Below are 15,026 nucleotides of genomic sequence, written 5' to 3'. Positions count from 1 at the left end.
TCCCGTGACACGCATCCGTTTCCCCCACCTTGCGCTGCCTCTCATCCTCGTCGGGGTCTGGCTCGGCATCTTCCCCTCGGCGCACGCCGATAATCCCATCCCGAGCGACGCCACCCCCGGTATCCTCGTGAGCACCGAGCAGGAACCCATCGCACCCGGCCCCTTCCCTGCGGAAACCGTCGTCTTCAAAATCGCCTCGAACTAGTCGTCATGCGCATCTTTGACCTCTCCCAGCCCCTCGCCGACGGCGCACCTAACTGCCCGGTCCATCCGCCCGTGCAACTCCCGCGCATCGCCGACCATCCCGCCGATGGCTGGCGCATGGAAGTCTTCCATTTCGCCTCGCACACCGGCACGCACCTCGACGCCCCGCTCCACAAGCTCGCCAACGGCGCGAGCATCGACGCTTTCCCGCTCGAGACCTTCACCGGCCCCGCTCACGTCGCCGATCTTGCCGGCATCGGCCCCGATCACGCCATCGATCGCGCCGCGCTTGCGTCCGCCCTGCCCGACGACCTCGCCGGCAAGATCGTCCTCCTGAACACCGGCTGGGGTCATCGCCGCGCGAAGACCGAGGAATGGCACTACCACTCGCCCTACCTCTCTCCCGAGGGCGCGGAGTGGCTCGTCGCCCGGGGCGTGAAAGGCATCGGCATCGACCACTATTCCATCGGCGGCAGCCGCGATCCCGACAACACCCGCACGCACGAGATCGTTCTTGGCGCAGGCATCTGGGTCGTCGAGGATCTCTGCTTCCGCGACGGCTGGCGCGAGGCCGCCGAGGGCGCCATCTTCCAGGCCCTCCCGCTGCTGGTGCCCGGCCTCTCCGGCTCGCCCTGCCGCGCCGTTTTCATCCAGATTCCATGAAGATCCAAAAATACACGTTCGGCTCCGGAGATCGCTTCGCCCATCAGGGCCGCGCCCAGCTCCAGGCCATCGTCGAAGCGCGCAAGCTGGGACTCGAGGTCCATCCCACCTGGAACAAATCCAACCGCGAGCACACCATCGTCAAGAGCCGGCCCGACGATCTCCGCGCCGAGGCCGACGCCGCGGTCACCGCGCTCGGCTGGACGGAAGCCTACTACGTCGATGCCGACCACATCGGCCTCAAGACCGTGGACGCCTTCATCGCCGCGAGCGACTTCTATACGCTCGACGTCGCCGATTTCACCGGCAAGCCCGCCTCCGAGGAGTCCCTCGCGAAGTTCATCGAAAGCACGCGCAAATACCTCGGCGCCCTCGCCATCCCCGGCATCGCGCAGCCCTTCACGCTCACCGAGGAAATCGTGCGCGCCACCGCGGAAAAATTCCTCCTCGCCGCGCAGGAGGCCGGCGCCATCTACCGCCACATTGCGGAGAAAAAAGGCGCGGAGAATTTCATCACCGAAGTCTCCGTAGACGAGACCGACACGCCACAGACGCCCGTCGAACTCTTCCTCATCCTCGCCATGCTGGCCGGAGAGGGGGTGCCCGCGCAGACCATCGCGCCGAAGTTCACCGGCCGCTTCAACAAAGGCGTCGATTACGTTGGCGATCTCGCGCAGTTCGAGAAGGAATTCGACGAAGACCTCTGCGTCATCGCATTTTCCATCCGCGAGTTCAACCTGCCCGCCACGCTCAAGCTCAGCGTTCACTCCGGCAGCGACAAATTCTCGCTCTACCCCATCATCAATCGCCTCGTCAAAAAGCACGATGCCGGCCTGCACGTGAAAACCGCCGGCACCACCTGGCTCGAGGAAGTCATCGGCCTCGCCGAGTCCGGCGGCGACGCGCTCGCCATCGCGAAGGACGTCTATGCTGGCGCCTACGGCCGCTTCGACGAACTCACCGGTCCCTACGCGACCGTCATCGACATTCAAAAAGACCGCCTCCCCACGCCGGAGGAAGTCGCCGGCTGGAGCTCCGAAAAATATGCCGCCACCCTGCGCCACGAGCAGGCCTGCCCCGACTACAACGCCGACTTCCGCCAGCTCATCCACGTCGGCTTCAAGGTCGCTGCCGAGATGAAGACCCGCTACACCGACGCCCTCGCGGCAAACGAGGCAATCATCGCGCGCAACGTCACCCACAACCTGCTCGAACGCCACATCAAACCGATCTTCGGCTAACCCTCTCCCCCTCCCCATCATGTCCACTCCCTCCTCACAATCGCGCAGCGTTGGCTTCGCGTTCGCCCTCGTCACGATCCTCTTTTTCCTTTGGGGATTCTGCCACGCGATGCTCGACGTGCTGAACAAGCACTTCCAGAACATCCTCCACGTCCCGGTCAGCCAATCGACTTACATCCAGTTCGTGACCTACATGGGGTATTTCCTCATGGCGATCCCGGCGGGGCTGCTCGTGCGGCGCTTCGGCTACAAGGGCGGCATCCTCATCGGCCTCGGACTCGTCGCGATGGGATCGTTTCTGTTCATCCCGGCAGGCAACGTCTTCGGCACGTTCTGGGCGTTTCTCACCGCGCTCTTCATTCTTTTCTGCGGCCTCGCCTGCCTCGAAACCGCGGCGAATCCCTACATCACGATCCTTGGCCCGAAAGAGACGGCGAGCTCGCGCCTCGTGCTCAGCCAGTCGTTCAACGCCGTGGGCTGGATCCTCGGCCCGATGGTCGGCGGACTCTTGATGTTCAAAGTCTCGCACGAAGAAGCGAGCGGCACGCCGAATTTCGACACGCTCCTCTTCCCCTACATCGTGCTGGGCAGCTTCGTCGCGGTGATCTTCGTCATCTTCTCGTTTCTGCGTCTGCCCGAGGGCGACGGCGAAGTGGACCCGCACGCCATCGAGCCGATGGATGCCGGAAACTCCGACCCTGCCACGGTGGCCGCCGCCGAGGCGAAGGAAGGCCTCGGTCACTACGGGGCGCAAAATGGCGAGAAGTCCCTCTTCGCGAAGCCGCACTTCACCCTCGGCGTGCTCGCGCAATTCTTCTACGTCGCCGCGCAGACGTGCATCGGCGCGATGATGGTGAACTACCTCATCGAGCACTCGCATACGATCCTGAACGACACGGTGCTGCCGATTCTAGCCGGCCCGCTGAGCAGCCTTTATTCGAAGACGCCCACCATCGACCAGAGCGCCAGCTTCATGGTGAGCGCAGGCATGCTGTGCTTTGCAATCGGGCGGTTCTCGGGATCGGCGATCCTGCGCATATTCTCGCCGAGCCGCGTGCTCGCCACGTGCGCCTTCGCCAGCTCCCTGCTGCTGCTCGTCGTCGTCCAGGGCCTGCCGATCTCCGGCTACTTCCTCGTTGCGACATTCCTCTTCCTCTCGATCATGTTCCCCACCATTTTCGCGCTGGCGATTCGCGACCTCGGCGCGCAAACGAAGATGGCCTCCTCCGCGCTCGTCATGTCCATCGTCGGCGGCGCGGTGATCCCCCTCATCATGGGCAAGGTCATCGCCTCGGCAGGCGGCAACATCGCCATCGGATACATCGTCCCGCTCGTATGCCTGCTTTATGTCGGTGTTTACGGCCTGATCTATCCCCGCCTCGTCGCGAAATCCTAGAAGCCATGGCACACTCGATCTTCGACCTCACCGACGAAATCGCCGTCGTCCTCGGCGGCACCGGCGTCCTCGGCGGCGCCATTGCCGAGGGCCTCGCGGATTCTGGAGCTACGGTTGCCGTGCTCGGGCGTGGCCGCGAACGAGGCGAAGAACGCGTGGCACGAATCTCGGGGAAACAGGGCCGCGCGCAGTTCTTCCCCTGCGACGCGGCGGACAAGGCCAGCCTCGCCGCCGCGCACAAGGAGATCGAGGCGGCCCTGGGCGCCCCCACGATCCTCGTGAACGCCGCCGGCGGCAACGACCCGAAGGTCACCGTCACCACCGAGCGAAAATTCGAGGACATCGAGCTCGCGGATTGGAACGAGAACCTCGCTCTCAATCTCGCGGGCGGCGCGCTACTGCCCTGCCAGGAGTTTGGCCCCGCCATGTGCCGTCGAGGCAAGGGCAGCATCATCAACATCGCCAGCGTCTCCGCCCATCTGCCGCTCAGTCGCGTAGTGACCTACTCCGCCGCCAAGGCCGCCGTGCTCAACCTCACGAAATTCCTCGCGCGCGAATGGGCGACGGCCGGCGTGCGCGTGAACTCGATCACCCCCGGCTTCTTCCCCGCGGAGCAAAACCGGGCCCTTCTCTACAACCCCGACGGCACGCCCACGCCGCGCGCCCAGTCGATCCTTGGTCATACCCCGATGGCGCGTTTCGGCGAATCGCACGAGCTGATCGGCGCCGCCGTCTTCCTCGCCTGCTCTGGCGCGAGCAGCTTCGTCACCGGGATCGACCTGCGGGTCGACGGCGGATTTCTTTCCCAAACGATCTGATGCCTGCCCTGTCGATCCGTTCGACAGGCAGCCCCCCTTGCTCGACAATCCCTTCGCAACGCTCGAAGAACCGGCCGAAGCATTCGTCGCCGAAAACTCTCTCCCGTCTCCCGAAATCATCGTCCATCCCGCTTGACAACTCTGACCCATGAAAACGCTGACGCTCGAAGAACCTGGAAAGCTCATCCTTGGCGACACGCCCGAACCTGACGCCCAGCCGCCCGCGGGCCATGCCCTCGTGCAGGTGCGCCGCATCGGCGTCTGCGGCACGGACATCCACGCGTTCAACGGCAAGCAGCCGTTCTTCTCGTATCCGCGCATCCTCGGCCACGAACTCGGCGTCGAGGTGGTTGCGGTCGCCCCCGACGTCACGAACGTCGCTCCCGGCGACCGTTGCACCGTCGAGCCGTATCTGAACTGCGGAAAATGCATCGCCTGCCGACGCGGCAAGGGTAACTGCTGCACGAACCTCCGGGTCCTCGGCGTCCACGCCGACGGCGGCCACCGCGAGCGCATCGTCGTCCCCGCCGCGAAGCTCCACTCCTCGAAAAAACTCACGCTCGACCAGCTCGCCCTCATCGAGACGCTCGGCATCGGCGCGCACGCCGTGGACCGAGCCCAGATCGAAGCCGGCGAGATCGTGCTCGTGATCGGCACGGGACCGATCGGGCTCGCGGCGATCCAGTTCGCGCAGGCCGCCGGCGCAATCGTGATCGCGATGGATGTCAACGACGCGCGCCTGCAATTCTGCCGCGACACGCTCGGCGTCGCGCACACCCTGAACGCGACCGTTCCCGATGTGGTCGCCGAGCTCGAGAAGCTCACGAACGGCGACCTGCCGACGGCCGTCTTCGACGCAACGGGAAATTCGCGCTCAATGATGGCGTCATTCAATTACCCCGCGCACGGCGGACGGCTCGTTTTTGTCGGCCTCTTCCAGGGCGACGTCACCTTCAACGACCCAAACTTCCACAAGCGCGAACTCACGCTCATGGGCAGCCGCAATGCTCGCAGCGCCGATTTCCCCCGCATCATCGAGCTCGTCGAATCGGGCCGCATCGACACGGCGCCCTGGATCACGCACCGCGCGCCGTTCGACACCGTGCCGGAGCAATTCCCGAGCTGGGTTAAGCCCGAGACCGGTGTGCTCAAAGCCATGATCGAATGTTGAAAATGAGCCAACCTGTCGATTCCGAACGCCTCGCCTCCCTCATCGCGCTCTCCCATGAGCTTGGCGCCGAGTCCCGCGCCCTGGCGATCCTCGGCGAGGGCAACACCTCCACGCGGCTCGGCGAGGAAACGTTCCTCGTAAAGGCCAGCGGCAGCAGCCTCGGCACGATGTCCGCAGCCGATGTCGTCGAATGCCGCCTCGCGCCGTTGCTCGCGATGCTCGAGCGCGACGACCTCACCGACCAGCAGATCGAGGACGAACTCTTCGGCTGTCGCGTCGATCCGGCGGCGAAAAAGCCCTCCGTCGAGGCGCTCTTTCACGCCTATCTGCTCTCGCTGCCTGGCATCGAGTTCGTCGGGCACACGCATCCGATCAGCGTCAACCAGATCCTTTGCTCGCCGCATGCGCGCGACTTCGCCACGCGCCGGCTCTTCCCCGACGAGATCGTCTGCTGCGGACCCGCCTCGGTGCTCGTGCCCTACACCGATCCCGGCCTGCGCCTCTCCCAGGCCATTCGCCGCGGAGTCACGGAATTTCTCGAGAAATTCGGCACGGCGCCGCGCGCCATCCTGCTCGAGAATCACGGCCTGATCACGCTCGGCGGCTCGGCCAATGCCGTGAAGGCGGCCATGCTCATGACCGACAAGGCGGCGCGGATCTTCGCCGGCGCCGTCGCGCTCGGCGGGCCCGTCTTTCTCTCCGATGAAGACGTGCATCGCATCGCCAATCGCATCGACGAGCACTACCGCCAGCGCGCATTGAAGCTGTAATCTCACCAATCCCCGAACATGCTCAAAACCGGCATCCTCAATCCCCAGATCAACTCCCTCCTCAGCCGCGTTCGCCACACGAACATGCTCGTCATCTCCGATCGCGGTTTTCCCTTCTGGCCGCAGATCGAAACCGTGGACATCTCGCTCGTAGACGACGTCCCCACCGTGCTGCAAACGCTGGAAGCCGTCCGCCGGAACTTCGTCGTCGGCCAGGCCTACATGGCCGAGGAATTCCTCGCGCACAATTCCGACACCGTAAGATCCGCCTTTGCCACCGCGTTCGCCGGCATCCCCGTCACGCACGAGCCGCACGAGGCCGTCTTCAAGAAGCGCGTGCCCGCAGCCATCGGTCTCATCCGCACCGGCGACACCACGCCCTACGCGAACATGATCCTCGTCTCCGCCTGATCTCCTTCCCATCATGAATTCCCTTCCCTTCCCGATCGGATCTCTCCCGAAAATCGGTATCCGCCCCACGATCGACGGCCGCCTTGGCGGCGTGCGCGAATCGCTTGAAGACCAGACGATGAACCTCGCGAAATCCGTCGCGAGCCTCCTCACCTCCACCCTCCGCCATCCGAACGGCCAGCCCGTCGAGTGCGTGATCGCCGACACCTGCATCGGCGGCGTCGCCGAGGCCGCGGCCTGCGCCGAGAAATTCGCCCGCGCCGGCGTCGGCGTCTCGCTCACCGTCACGCCCTGCTGGTGCTACGGCTCCGAGACGATGGACATGGACCCGACGATTCCGAAAGCCGTCTGGGGCTTCAACGGCACCGAGCGCCCCGGCGCGGTCTATCTCGCCGCCGTGCTCGCCGGCCACGCGCAGAAGGGCCTGCCCGCCTTCGGCATCTACGGCCGCGACGTGCAGGACGGCGGCACCCAGGAAATCCCCGCCGATGTCCAGGAGAAGCTCCTTCGCTTCGCCCGCGCCGGCCTCGCCGTCGCCACCATGCGCGGCCGCGCCTACCTCGCGATGGGCGGCACCTCCATGGGCATCGCCGGCTCCGTCGTCGATCCCGCGTTCTTCGAGAACTGGCTCGGCATGCGCGTCGAGAGCGTGGACATGACCGAGTTCGTCCGCCGCATGGAGCGCGGCATCTACGACAAGGCCGAATACGAAAAAGCCCTCGCCTGGGTGAAGGCGAACTGCCCCGAGGGCAAGGATTACAACTCCCCCGCGACCACGCGCAGCCGCGCCACGCTCGATGCCGAGTGGGAGACCTGCGTGAAGATGGCGCTCATCGCCCGCGACCTCATGGTCGGCAATCCGAAACTCGCCGAGGCCGGCTTCGGCGAGGAAGCCCAGGGCCACTACGCGCTCGCCGGCGGCTTCCAGGGCCAGCGCCAGTGGACCGACCATTTCCCGAACGGCGACTTCCTCGAGGCCATCCTCACGAGCTCGTTCGACTGGAACGGCAAACGCGCGCCCTACATGGTCGCCACCGAGAACGACGCCCTCAACGCCGCGTCCATGCTCTTCGGCCACCTCCTCACGAACACCGCGCAAATCTTCGCCGACGTGCGCACCTACTGGAGCCCCGACGCCGTGCAGCGCGTCACCGGCCACGCGCTCACCGGCGCGGCCGCGGGCGGCTTCCTCCACCTCATCAACTCCGGCCCCGCCGCGCTCGACGGCACCGGCCAGCAGTCGCTCGACGGGCAGCCCGCGATGAAGCCCTTCTGGGAAATCTCCGACGACGAGGTGCAAAAATGCCTCGGCGCGACGACGTGGCACCCGTCCATCACCGAATACTTCCCCGGCGGCGGCTGGTCCACGCGCTACCGCACCCGCGGCGGCATGCCGACGACCATTTGCCGGCTCAACCTCGTCAAGGGCCTCGGGCCCGCCCTGCAAATCGCGGAAGGCGAGACCGTCGAGCTGCCCGAGGAGGTCCACGCCGCGCTCGACGAGCGCACGAATCCCACGTGGCCGACCACGTGGTTCGTCCCGCGCACGACCGGCCAGGGCGCGTTCCGCGACGTCTATTCCGTGATGAACGCCTGGGGCGCGAACCACTGCTCGCTCAGCTACGGCCACATCGGCGCGGACCTCATCGCCCTCGCCTCGATGCTCCGCATCCCGGTCTACATGCACAACGTCCCCGGCGAGCAGGTCTTCCGCCCCGCCGCGTGGAACGCCTTCGGCACCGCCGAGCCCGAGTCCGCCGACTTCCGCGCCTGCGCGAACTTCGGCCCGCTCTACGGCCGCGCGTAAATTTTTGCACAGGAGGAAACCGAGAGAACGGAGGACGGCAATTTCCACTCTCCCTTACCTCCGTTTCCTCCTGTTAAATACGGCAACATCATCCTCAAAAAAGGCGTCACCGCCTGCTGAGGCTATCGGCCGGGGTTACGGTGTCGCGATCTGCGGGCGCGGCGGCTTTGCCATGCCTTCGCCCAGATAATAGCTCGGGTGCGGCGGCTGGTTGTAGCCGACGTTCTGCCACGCGACGCCGAGCCGGTATTGCGGATCCTGCATGAGAGTGGGCAGGCGGTAATTCGTCGGAATGGTCGTCGTATAAATGCGCAGCTCCTTGTTGTCCGCGCTCCGCCAGACGACCTCCTCGCGCCAGTCGCCGAGAATGTCCGCGCTGAGGCAGGGCGTGGCCTTCGTGCCGTTGTTCGAGGCGCATCCTTCCGCGGTGAGCAACGTGTCCAGGGCTTTCGTGCGCGGGTTCCACTTGGCGATCCAGTTTTTGTCCAGCAGCTCGCGGAGCAGGTCGCCATCCCACCAGACGGCGAAATTGCAGGTCGGCGGCGCCTTGTCGGAAATCACGTTGCCCTTGCAGTCAAACAGGCCCGTGATACCCGCGCCCAAGACCCAGCACTCGGCTCCCTCGTGGCTCGGGTCGATGTCCGCCGCGAGCCCCCGCGCCGGCCCTTCGCCGTCGGGGCCCTTCGCAAGCGAGGGTTTTTTCCAGAGGATCCGGCCCGTCTTCGCGTCGAACATGTGCGCCCCTGCGTCGTCGAACCGCTCCTGGATTCGGAAAACCTCCAGCCCCGGCCGGCCGGGATCGAGATCGGTGACGTGAAGCGCGTCGCCGTGGCCCAGCCCCGTCGAATAGAGCCCCCTGCCGTCGTCATCGATGCACATTCCGCCGTAGACGATCTCGTCCCTGCCGTCGCCGTCCACATCCGCGATGGAAAGATTGTGGTTTCCCTGCCCCGCAAACTTCCGGTTTTCCTCCGGCCCCTCGCTGCTGTCGAAAGTCCAGACGCGGCTGAGCCGCCCGCCGCGCCAGTTCCAGGCCGTCAACGCCGTGCGCGTGTAGTAGCCGCGACCCATCACGAGGCTGGGGCGCACCCCGTCGAGATAGGCGACGCAAGCGAGGAAGCGGTCGCAGCGGTTCCCGTAGCCATCACCCCACTCTGCCTTCAATTCGTCGGCCGTCGGATGAAGCGGATTCCCCGGATGCCGCGGCGGGATGTAGTTCGTGGTCGCGAGCGCGGCGCCAGTGCGTCCGTCGAAAATCGTGAGAAATTCCGGCCCGGAGAGAACGTAGCCGTCGGCGTTCCGGTAATCCGCCTTTGCGTCGCCGATGACCTTCCCCTGTCCGTCGATCGTGCCGTCGGCCGTCTTGCAGGCGACCTCCGCACGGCCATCGCCGTCGAGATCGTAGACGATGAACTGCGTGTAGTGCGCGCCCTCGCGAATGTTTTTGCCGAGGTGAACCGTCCAGAGCAGCGTGCCATCCAGCTTGTAAGCCTGGAGGATCGGAGGATCGGTCACGCCGGGCTGCGAGTTGTCATGGCTGCGGCCGGCCTGGTGGAGAACGATCTCGTATTCCCCGTCGCCGTTGAGGTCGCCGACCGACGCGTCATTCGGCGTGTAGCCAGGCGGCGTCTGCAATGGCACGGAGAGATACGGGCGGGCGGGCGAATTCGCCGGCAATCGAAAGACTCCCTTTTCCCTGCCCTCCACGCCGTCGATAACCGGCCGCACGAAATACGCGCTCTCCCGGGCAAACTGCGGAGCGGTGTCCGTGAAACAGGTTTGCCGCGTGAGGGGCGCGTCGTTGAGCCGCACCGGCGCGTCATCGCCAGCCGCGCGATACACGTTGAACGCCGTGCCGTCCGGATCCGTGGCGAGCAATCGCCAGTTCACGAAGACATGTCCGTCGCTCTGGTGAATCGCGACCACGCCGCGCCCGAGATTTTCCATCACCCGCGGCTGCCCCGGCGGCCGGAGCGTGGCGGATAGCGGACAATCCTTCGCCTCGCGGATGCCTTGCACCACGCACGCCACGTTGAATTTCGCGCCCTCCCGGTTGGTGTGCGTGTGTTCGTCCGGAAAAAAAGCCTTCACCTTCCCCGCGCCGAGCTGGTCGTAGCGATCCGCAACGATCCGGTTGAGATCGATGAACTCCGCGCCGCCCTGCCGCGCGGCCTCCGCGGCCCATTTTCCATAGCTGTCCGTCACACGGATCACCTTCGCGTCCTTCCAGTCGTTCCGCGGGACCATCGACAGGACGATCGGCAGCGCACCGGCGGCCTTCGTGTCCGCGATAAACTTCCGCAGATACCAGCCGTAGGTGTGCACCGTCTCACGCTTCCCCGGCGCGCCCGTGATCACCGTTTCCTCGCCATTACCCCGCAGCGACGCGCGCGGCGGGCGGCCGGGAGAGATATCCTTCTCCACGTTTCCGCCGTCGTTGTGTCCAAACTGCATCAGCACGAAGTCCCCCGGCCTCAATTGCGCTCGCACCTGCTCCCACAGGCCCTCGGTGAGGTAGGTCCGGCTGCTGCGTCCGCCGAGCGCGCGGTTTTGAATCCGGATTTTCGCGGGATCAAAAAACTCCGCAATCTCTTCGCCCCAGCCGCGCGGGCCTTTCACGCCGTTCTTCACGGTCGAGTCGCCGATGATCCAAAGCGTCGGCGAGGCCGCGACGGCCTGCACGAACAGCGCCAACACGGCGAGCCCGGCCGCACGCGACCGGGTGAAAAACGGCGTCGCCATACCGGCGAAAGCTTATCGCAGGAACGCCTCGTGGAGTCCACCGCCCAAGGTGCTCACCTGGCCAGTGGTCTTGCTGAGACGGTTCGTCACGAGGAGGAAGCCGGCTGTCGAAATCAGGCCGCGACTGCGGCGACCCTGCCCAGGAGCGTCTGCTTGCTGGTGAGCCCGACGATCGTGTCCTTCAACGCGCCGTCGGCAAAGACCAGCAGCGTGGGAATGGACCGCACGCCGAACTTCGCCGCGAGGGCGGGGTGGTCGTCGACGTTGACCTTGGCCACGCGGATCGCGCCGGAGTTTTCCCGGGCAATCTCGTCGAGCAGGGGTGCGATCATCTTGCAGGGGCCGCACCAGGGCGCCCAGAAGTCGACCAGCACCGGGATGGGCGACTGGAGGACCGCGCGGTCGAAGCTGGCTTCATCGATATTGAGTGGTTCGGATGGATTCATGATTGGCAGAGGTTCGTTCAGCGGGCCGCCGGTTCCGGCGACGGCGCGGACTCCCGCGGCGTGATCGGGAGCAAGAGTTTCTGGGTATGGCGGGAGATCGTGAGCCGCGCCGGCACGCCGATTTCGCGGCCGAGCAGCAGCTTGTGCAAATCGGCGATGCTCGCGACCGGGTGCTCGTTGTAGCCGACAATGACGTCGCCGATCACCAGACCCGCGGCTTCCGCCGGGCTGCCCGGCTCGATCGAGACCACCAGCACGCCGGTCTCCACGGGCAGCTTGTGAAAGAGGACCACCCGGCGGTGCAGCGGCACGTCCTGCCCGCCCACGCCGATGTAGGCCCGGCGGAATTTGCCTTCCTTGATCAGCCAGCCCGCAATGAACTTCGCCGTGTCGATGGCGGTGGCGAAGCAAATGCCCTGCGCCGGCCGGATGATGGCGGTGTTCACGCCGATCACCACGCCCCGCGAATCCACGAGCGGACCGCCGGAGTTGCCGGGGTTCAGCGCCGCGTCGGTCTGGAGCACATTGTCGATCATGCGGCCGGACTGCGCGCGCAGCGAGCGCCCAAGGGCGCTCACGACGCCCGCCGTGACGGTGGCCTGGAAACCAAAGGGATTGCCGATGGCGATGGCGAGCTGCCCGACGCGCACCGCCGCGGACTCGCCAAGCTCCGCGTGGGTGAGACTCGGCGCGTCGATGCGAATGACGGCCAGATCCGTGTCGGGATCGTCGCCGATGAGCGCGGCCGGGTAGTGCCGACCGTCGGAGAGCGAGACGTCGATGCGGCTTGCGCCATGCACGACGTGGCTGTTCGTGAGAATGAAACCGTCGCGCGCAATGACGAAGCCCGAACCGCTGCCGCCGGCCTCACGGGAGCGCCGACCGTCGTTCACGACCTGCCGGATCTCGATGTTCACCACCGAGGGCGCGACCTTTTCCACGGCGTTCATGACGGCCTGCGAATAGCTGTCGAGCAACGACGCGTCGTCGACGGGTGACGAGCGCCGATCGCCCGAGGCCGCCACGCCTTCATGCCGCACGGGCAGCAGATCTGCTCCCCTCGGCCCTTGGAACTCCTGGTTGATTCTCATCGATTAATCCTTTCGGTGAGGGCACAATCCGCTTAACTTCCAATTACGTCAATTACCCACATTTCGGTATCATACGCACCTTTTGGTTCCCATGAACTCCCGCCGCAAGCCCCCCGCCCCTTCGGTGATGAATCCCGCCTGCCGCTCGCGCGAGGTGCTCGATCGCATCGCCGACAAGTGGACGGCCCTCATCATCCATACGCTGGCCGATGGCACGAAGCGTCACAGCGAAATCCAGCGCCAGATTTCCGGCGTCTCGCAGAAGATGCTCACCCAGACGCTGCGCAGCCTGGAAAACGATGGACTGGTGACGCGCACGGTGCACCCGGTCGTTCCGCCGAAGGTCGAATATGCCCTCACGCCCCTCGGTCGCAGTCTCATCGAGCCGTTGGAGGCGATCTGCGTCTGGGCCGAGAAGCATCTCCCCGAGCTCGAGGCCGCCCGTGCCCGCAATCGCTGACTCGCCCCCAAATCGTCAGCTTCCCTTCGAGGCCGCGCCCAGATTAACTTCTGCCACCTCGGCATGAGCATGATTTACCGGAGCGACGTCCTCACCGTATTTCACGATGCCCGGGGATTTGTGGAATGGGTCGTCCGCGAACACCGCCAGATTTCGAAAACCGAGATCGATGAGGTCGCGGCCATTCTCGAAAAATGCGGAGTCACCCGCCTTCGCGCCCTCGTGAACCGGGTGAACGACTACGCGACACCCGACGACTACCTCTTTTACGACCTCCACGAGATCGGCAGCGTGACCACGGAACGCGTGGCCTTCTTCGCTCCATCCCCGATGGACCAGAACCGCTCCCACGCGGTCGCCATCACCGCCCTCCACGCGGTGCCGACGCGCGTCTTTGCCGCCCGGCAGCCCGCCATCGACTGGCTGCTGAGCGACGAACCCGCCTGACGTCCCCGGTCGCGGAGCCCGGCAAAGAATCGGCCTCCGAGCATTTGATTTTGCACCGTCCCCTGCCATGCTGTAGCTCCACGTCCGCCATCCATGGTCGCCGACATCCTTAAATTTTTGTTCATCGCCGTTGAGGTCATCCTCATTTTCAACCTGATGATTCTGGTCCACGAACTGGGCCATTTTCTCGCTGCTCGCTGGCGTGGTCTCGTCGTGGAGAAGTTCGCGATCTGGTTCGGCAAGCCGATCTGGAAGAAGACCATCAATGGCGTGGAATACCGCCTCGGCTCGATTCCCGCCGGCGGCTTCGTCGCCATCCCGCAACTCGCCCCGATGGAGATCATGGAAGGCGAGGTCGAGACCGACCGCTCAAAGCTTCCGCCCGTGAAGCCGATCGACAAGATCATTGTCGCCGCCGCCGGCCCCCTCTTCAGCTTCCTGCTCGCCGTCCTCATCGCCACCATCGTCTGGGTGGTCGGCCGCCCGATCGGCGAAGGCGAGATGACCACGAAGATCGGCTACGTGCTGCCCGACGGCCCCGCCGCGAAGGCCGGCCTGCGCGCCGGCGACACGATCCTCTCGGTCAACGGCGCGCCCGTCTCGCAATTCAGCCCCGCCGGCAACGGCCGCGGTAGCATCGTCTGGAACGTCGTCCGCAGCGAAGCGCCGCTCATTCCGGTTCGCTACGAGCGCGACGGAAAAGTCACCACCGCCGACATCGAGCCCATCGCTCCGGCTCGCAACGGCTGGGGCCGCACCAGCCTCCGCTCCATCGGCATTGCGCCTGCGATCACACCGCGTATCGCCCGCGTGCTGCCGGGCAGCGCGGAAGCCGCCGCCGGCTTCGAGGCCGGAGATTTCATCGTGAAGGCCGATGGGCAGCCCGTCCTCGGCCTGTTCCAGCTCGAGGATCTTCTGAAATCCTCGCCAGCGCCCGTTCCCGTCACGATCGATCGTAATGGCCAGTTGCTCGAGAAGCAGCTCCCGCCGCTCGCAGCCCGCGTCGGCACCGTATCGAAGGACAGCCCGGCCCTCGCCGCCGGCCTGCAGAAGGACGACGTCATCACCGCCGCAAACGGCCAGCCCGTGCGCGACCTCACGAGCTTCAGCGCCCTCGTCCAGAAGAGCGCCGGCGCGCCGATTTCCCTCACGGTCGACCGGGCCGGCAAGTCCTTCGACGTCACGCTGCGTCCGCAGGTGCCCGAGGGCGACACCGCCTACCGCGTGGGCATTCTCTGGAACCTCGGCGGCATCCAATGGGACGCCGACGGCCGCCTCGACCGTGTGCATCCGAATCCCGTCCAGCAGGTCGTCGGCAGCGCCACGACGATGTGGGACACGCTCACCGCGGTGCTCTTC

15 protein-coding genes are annotated in these 15,026 nt (G+C 65.6%); 12 read left to right on the top strand and 3 right to left on the bottom strand.

Features of this window, described 5'->3' with window-relative positions; all coding sequences use genetic code 11:
• Nucleotides 1–4: 4 nt before the first annotated feature.
• The 9 genes from VIM61_16025 (at nt 5) to VIM61_15985 (ending at nt 8,481) form a co-directional block, all read left to right on the top strand.
• Nucleotides 5–205, top strand: a complete 201-nt coding sequence (locus VIM61_16025; protein ID HEY8901921.1) for a hypothetical protein — start codon at nt 5–7, stop codon at nt 203–205.
• A 5-nt stretch (nt 206–210) separates the two neighbouring features.
• Nucleotides 211–867 (top strand): cyclase family protein, encoded by a 657-nt coding sequence (locus VIM61_16020; protein ID HEY8901920.1) that lies wholly within the window; start codon nt 211–213, stop codon nt 865–867.
• Nucleotides 864–2,108 (top strand): tagaturonate epimerase family protein, encoded by a 1,245-nt coding sequence (locus VIM61_16015; GenBank protein HEY8901919.1) that lies wholly within the window; start codon nt 864–866, stop codon nt 2,106–2,108. Before VIM61_16020 ends, VIM61_16015 begins: the two co-directional genes overlap by 4 nt.
• 19 nt (nt 2,109–2,127) lie before the next feature.
• Nucleotides 2,128–3,504, top strand: coding sequence for a sugar MFS transporter (locus VIM61_16010; protein HEY8901918.1), 1,377 nt, complete (start codon nt 2,128–2,130; stop codon nt 3,502–3,504).
• 5 nt (nt 3,505–3,509) lie between these two features.
• Nucleotides 3,510–4,322, top strand: coding sequence for an SDR family oxidoreductase (locus VIM61_16005; GenBank protein ID HEY8901917.1), 813 nt, complete (start codon nt 3,510–3,512; stop codon nt 4,320–4,322).
• A gap of 148 nt (nt 4,323–4,470) precedes the next feature.
• A complete protein-coding gene (locus VIM61_16000) occupies nt 4,471–5,493 on the top strand; it encodes a zinc-binding alcohol dehydrogenase family protein (GenBank protein ID HEY8901916.1) in 1,023 nt (340 codons plus the stop codon).
• 2 nt (nt 5,494–5,495) lie between these two features.
• Complete coding sequence (locus VIM61_15995; protein HEY8901915.1) at nt 5,496–6,263, top strand: class II aldolase/adducin family protein; 768 nt, start codon at nt 5,496–5,498, stop codon at nt 6,261–6,263.
• A gap of 18 nt (nt 6,264–6,281) precedes the next feature.
• Nucleotides 6,282–6,674: an RbsD/FucU family protein gene (locus VIM61_15990; GenBank protein ID HEY8901914.1), complete on the top strand. Its 393-nt coding sequence runs from the start codon at nt 6,282–6,284 to the stop codon at nt 6,672–6,674.
• Between the two features lie 13 nt (nt 6,675–6,687).
• The gene (locus VIM61_15985; protein ID HEY8901913.1) at nt 6,688–8,481 is read left to right on the top strand and encodes an L-fucose isomerase; all 1,794 of its coding nucleotides are present in this window, start codon (nt 6,688–6,690) and stop codon (nt 8,479–8,481) included.
• A 135-nt stretch (nt 8,482–8,616) separates the two neighbouring features.
• Here the strand turns inward: VIM61_15985 and VIM61_15980 are convergent, their stop codons facing one another.
• From VIM61_15980 to VIM61_15970, 3 genes are all read right to left on the bottom strand, one after another.
• Nucleotides 8,617–11,223: a GDSL-type esterase/lipase family protein gene (locus VIM61_15980; protein HEY8901912.1), complete on the bottom strand. Its 2,607-nt coding sequence runs from the start codon at nt 11,221–11,223 to the stop codon at nt 8,617–8,619.
• Nucleotides 11,224–11,336: 113 nt separating this feature from the next.
• Nucleotides 11,337–11,669 (bottom strand): thioredoxin, encoded by a 333-nt coding sequence (gene trxA, locus VIM61_15975; GenBank protein HEY8901911.1) that lies wholly within the window; start codon nt 11,667–11,669, stop codon nt 11,337–11,339.
• Between the two features lie 17 nt (nt 11,670–11,686).
• A complete protein-coding gene (locus VIM61_15970; protein HEY8901910.1) occupies nt 11,687–12,760 on the bottom strand; it encodes a trypsin-like peptidase domain-containing protein in 1,074 nt (357 codons plus the stop codon).
• A gap of 91 nt (nt 12,761–12,851) precedes the next feature.
• Between VIM61_15970 and VIM61_15965 the strand changes: the two genes are divergently transcribed.
• The 3 genes from VIM61_15965 to VIM61_15955 form a co-directional block, all read left to right on the top strand.
• Nucleotides 12,852–13,220: a helix-turn-helix domain-containing protein gene (locus tag VIM61_15965; GenBank protein ID HEY8901909.1), complete on the top strand. Its 369-nt coding sequence runs from the start codon at nt 12,852–12,854 to the stop codon at nt 13,218–13,220.
• Nucleotides 13,221–13,283: 63 nt separating this feature from the next.
• Nucleotides 13,284–13,667, top strand: coding sequence for a hypothetical protein (locus VIM61_15960; protein ID HEY8901908.1), 384 nt, complete (start codon nt 13,284–13,286; stop codon nt 13,665–13,667).
• A gap of 117 nt (nt 13,668–13,784) precedes the next feature.
• Nucleotides 13,785–15,026, top strand: a 1,242-nt coding sequence (locus tag VIM61_15955) for a PDZ domain-containing protein (GenBank protein HEY8901907.1), incomplete at its 3' end; no start/stop codon positions are given.

This window comes from Chthoniobacterales bacterium, assembly GCA_036569045.1.
GTDB lineage: Bacteria > Verrucomicrobiota > Verrucomicrobiia > Chthoniobacterales > JAATET01 > JAATET01.
The sequence above is the reverse complement of the archived record's forward strand: the minus strand, read 5'-3'. Positions and strand labels throughout refer to the sequence as shown.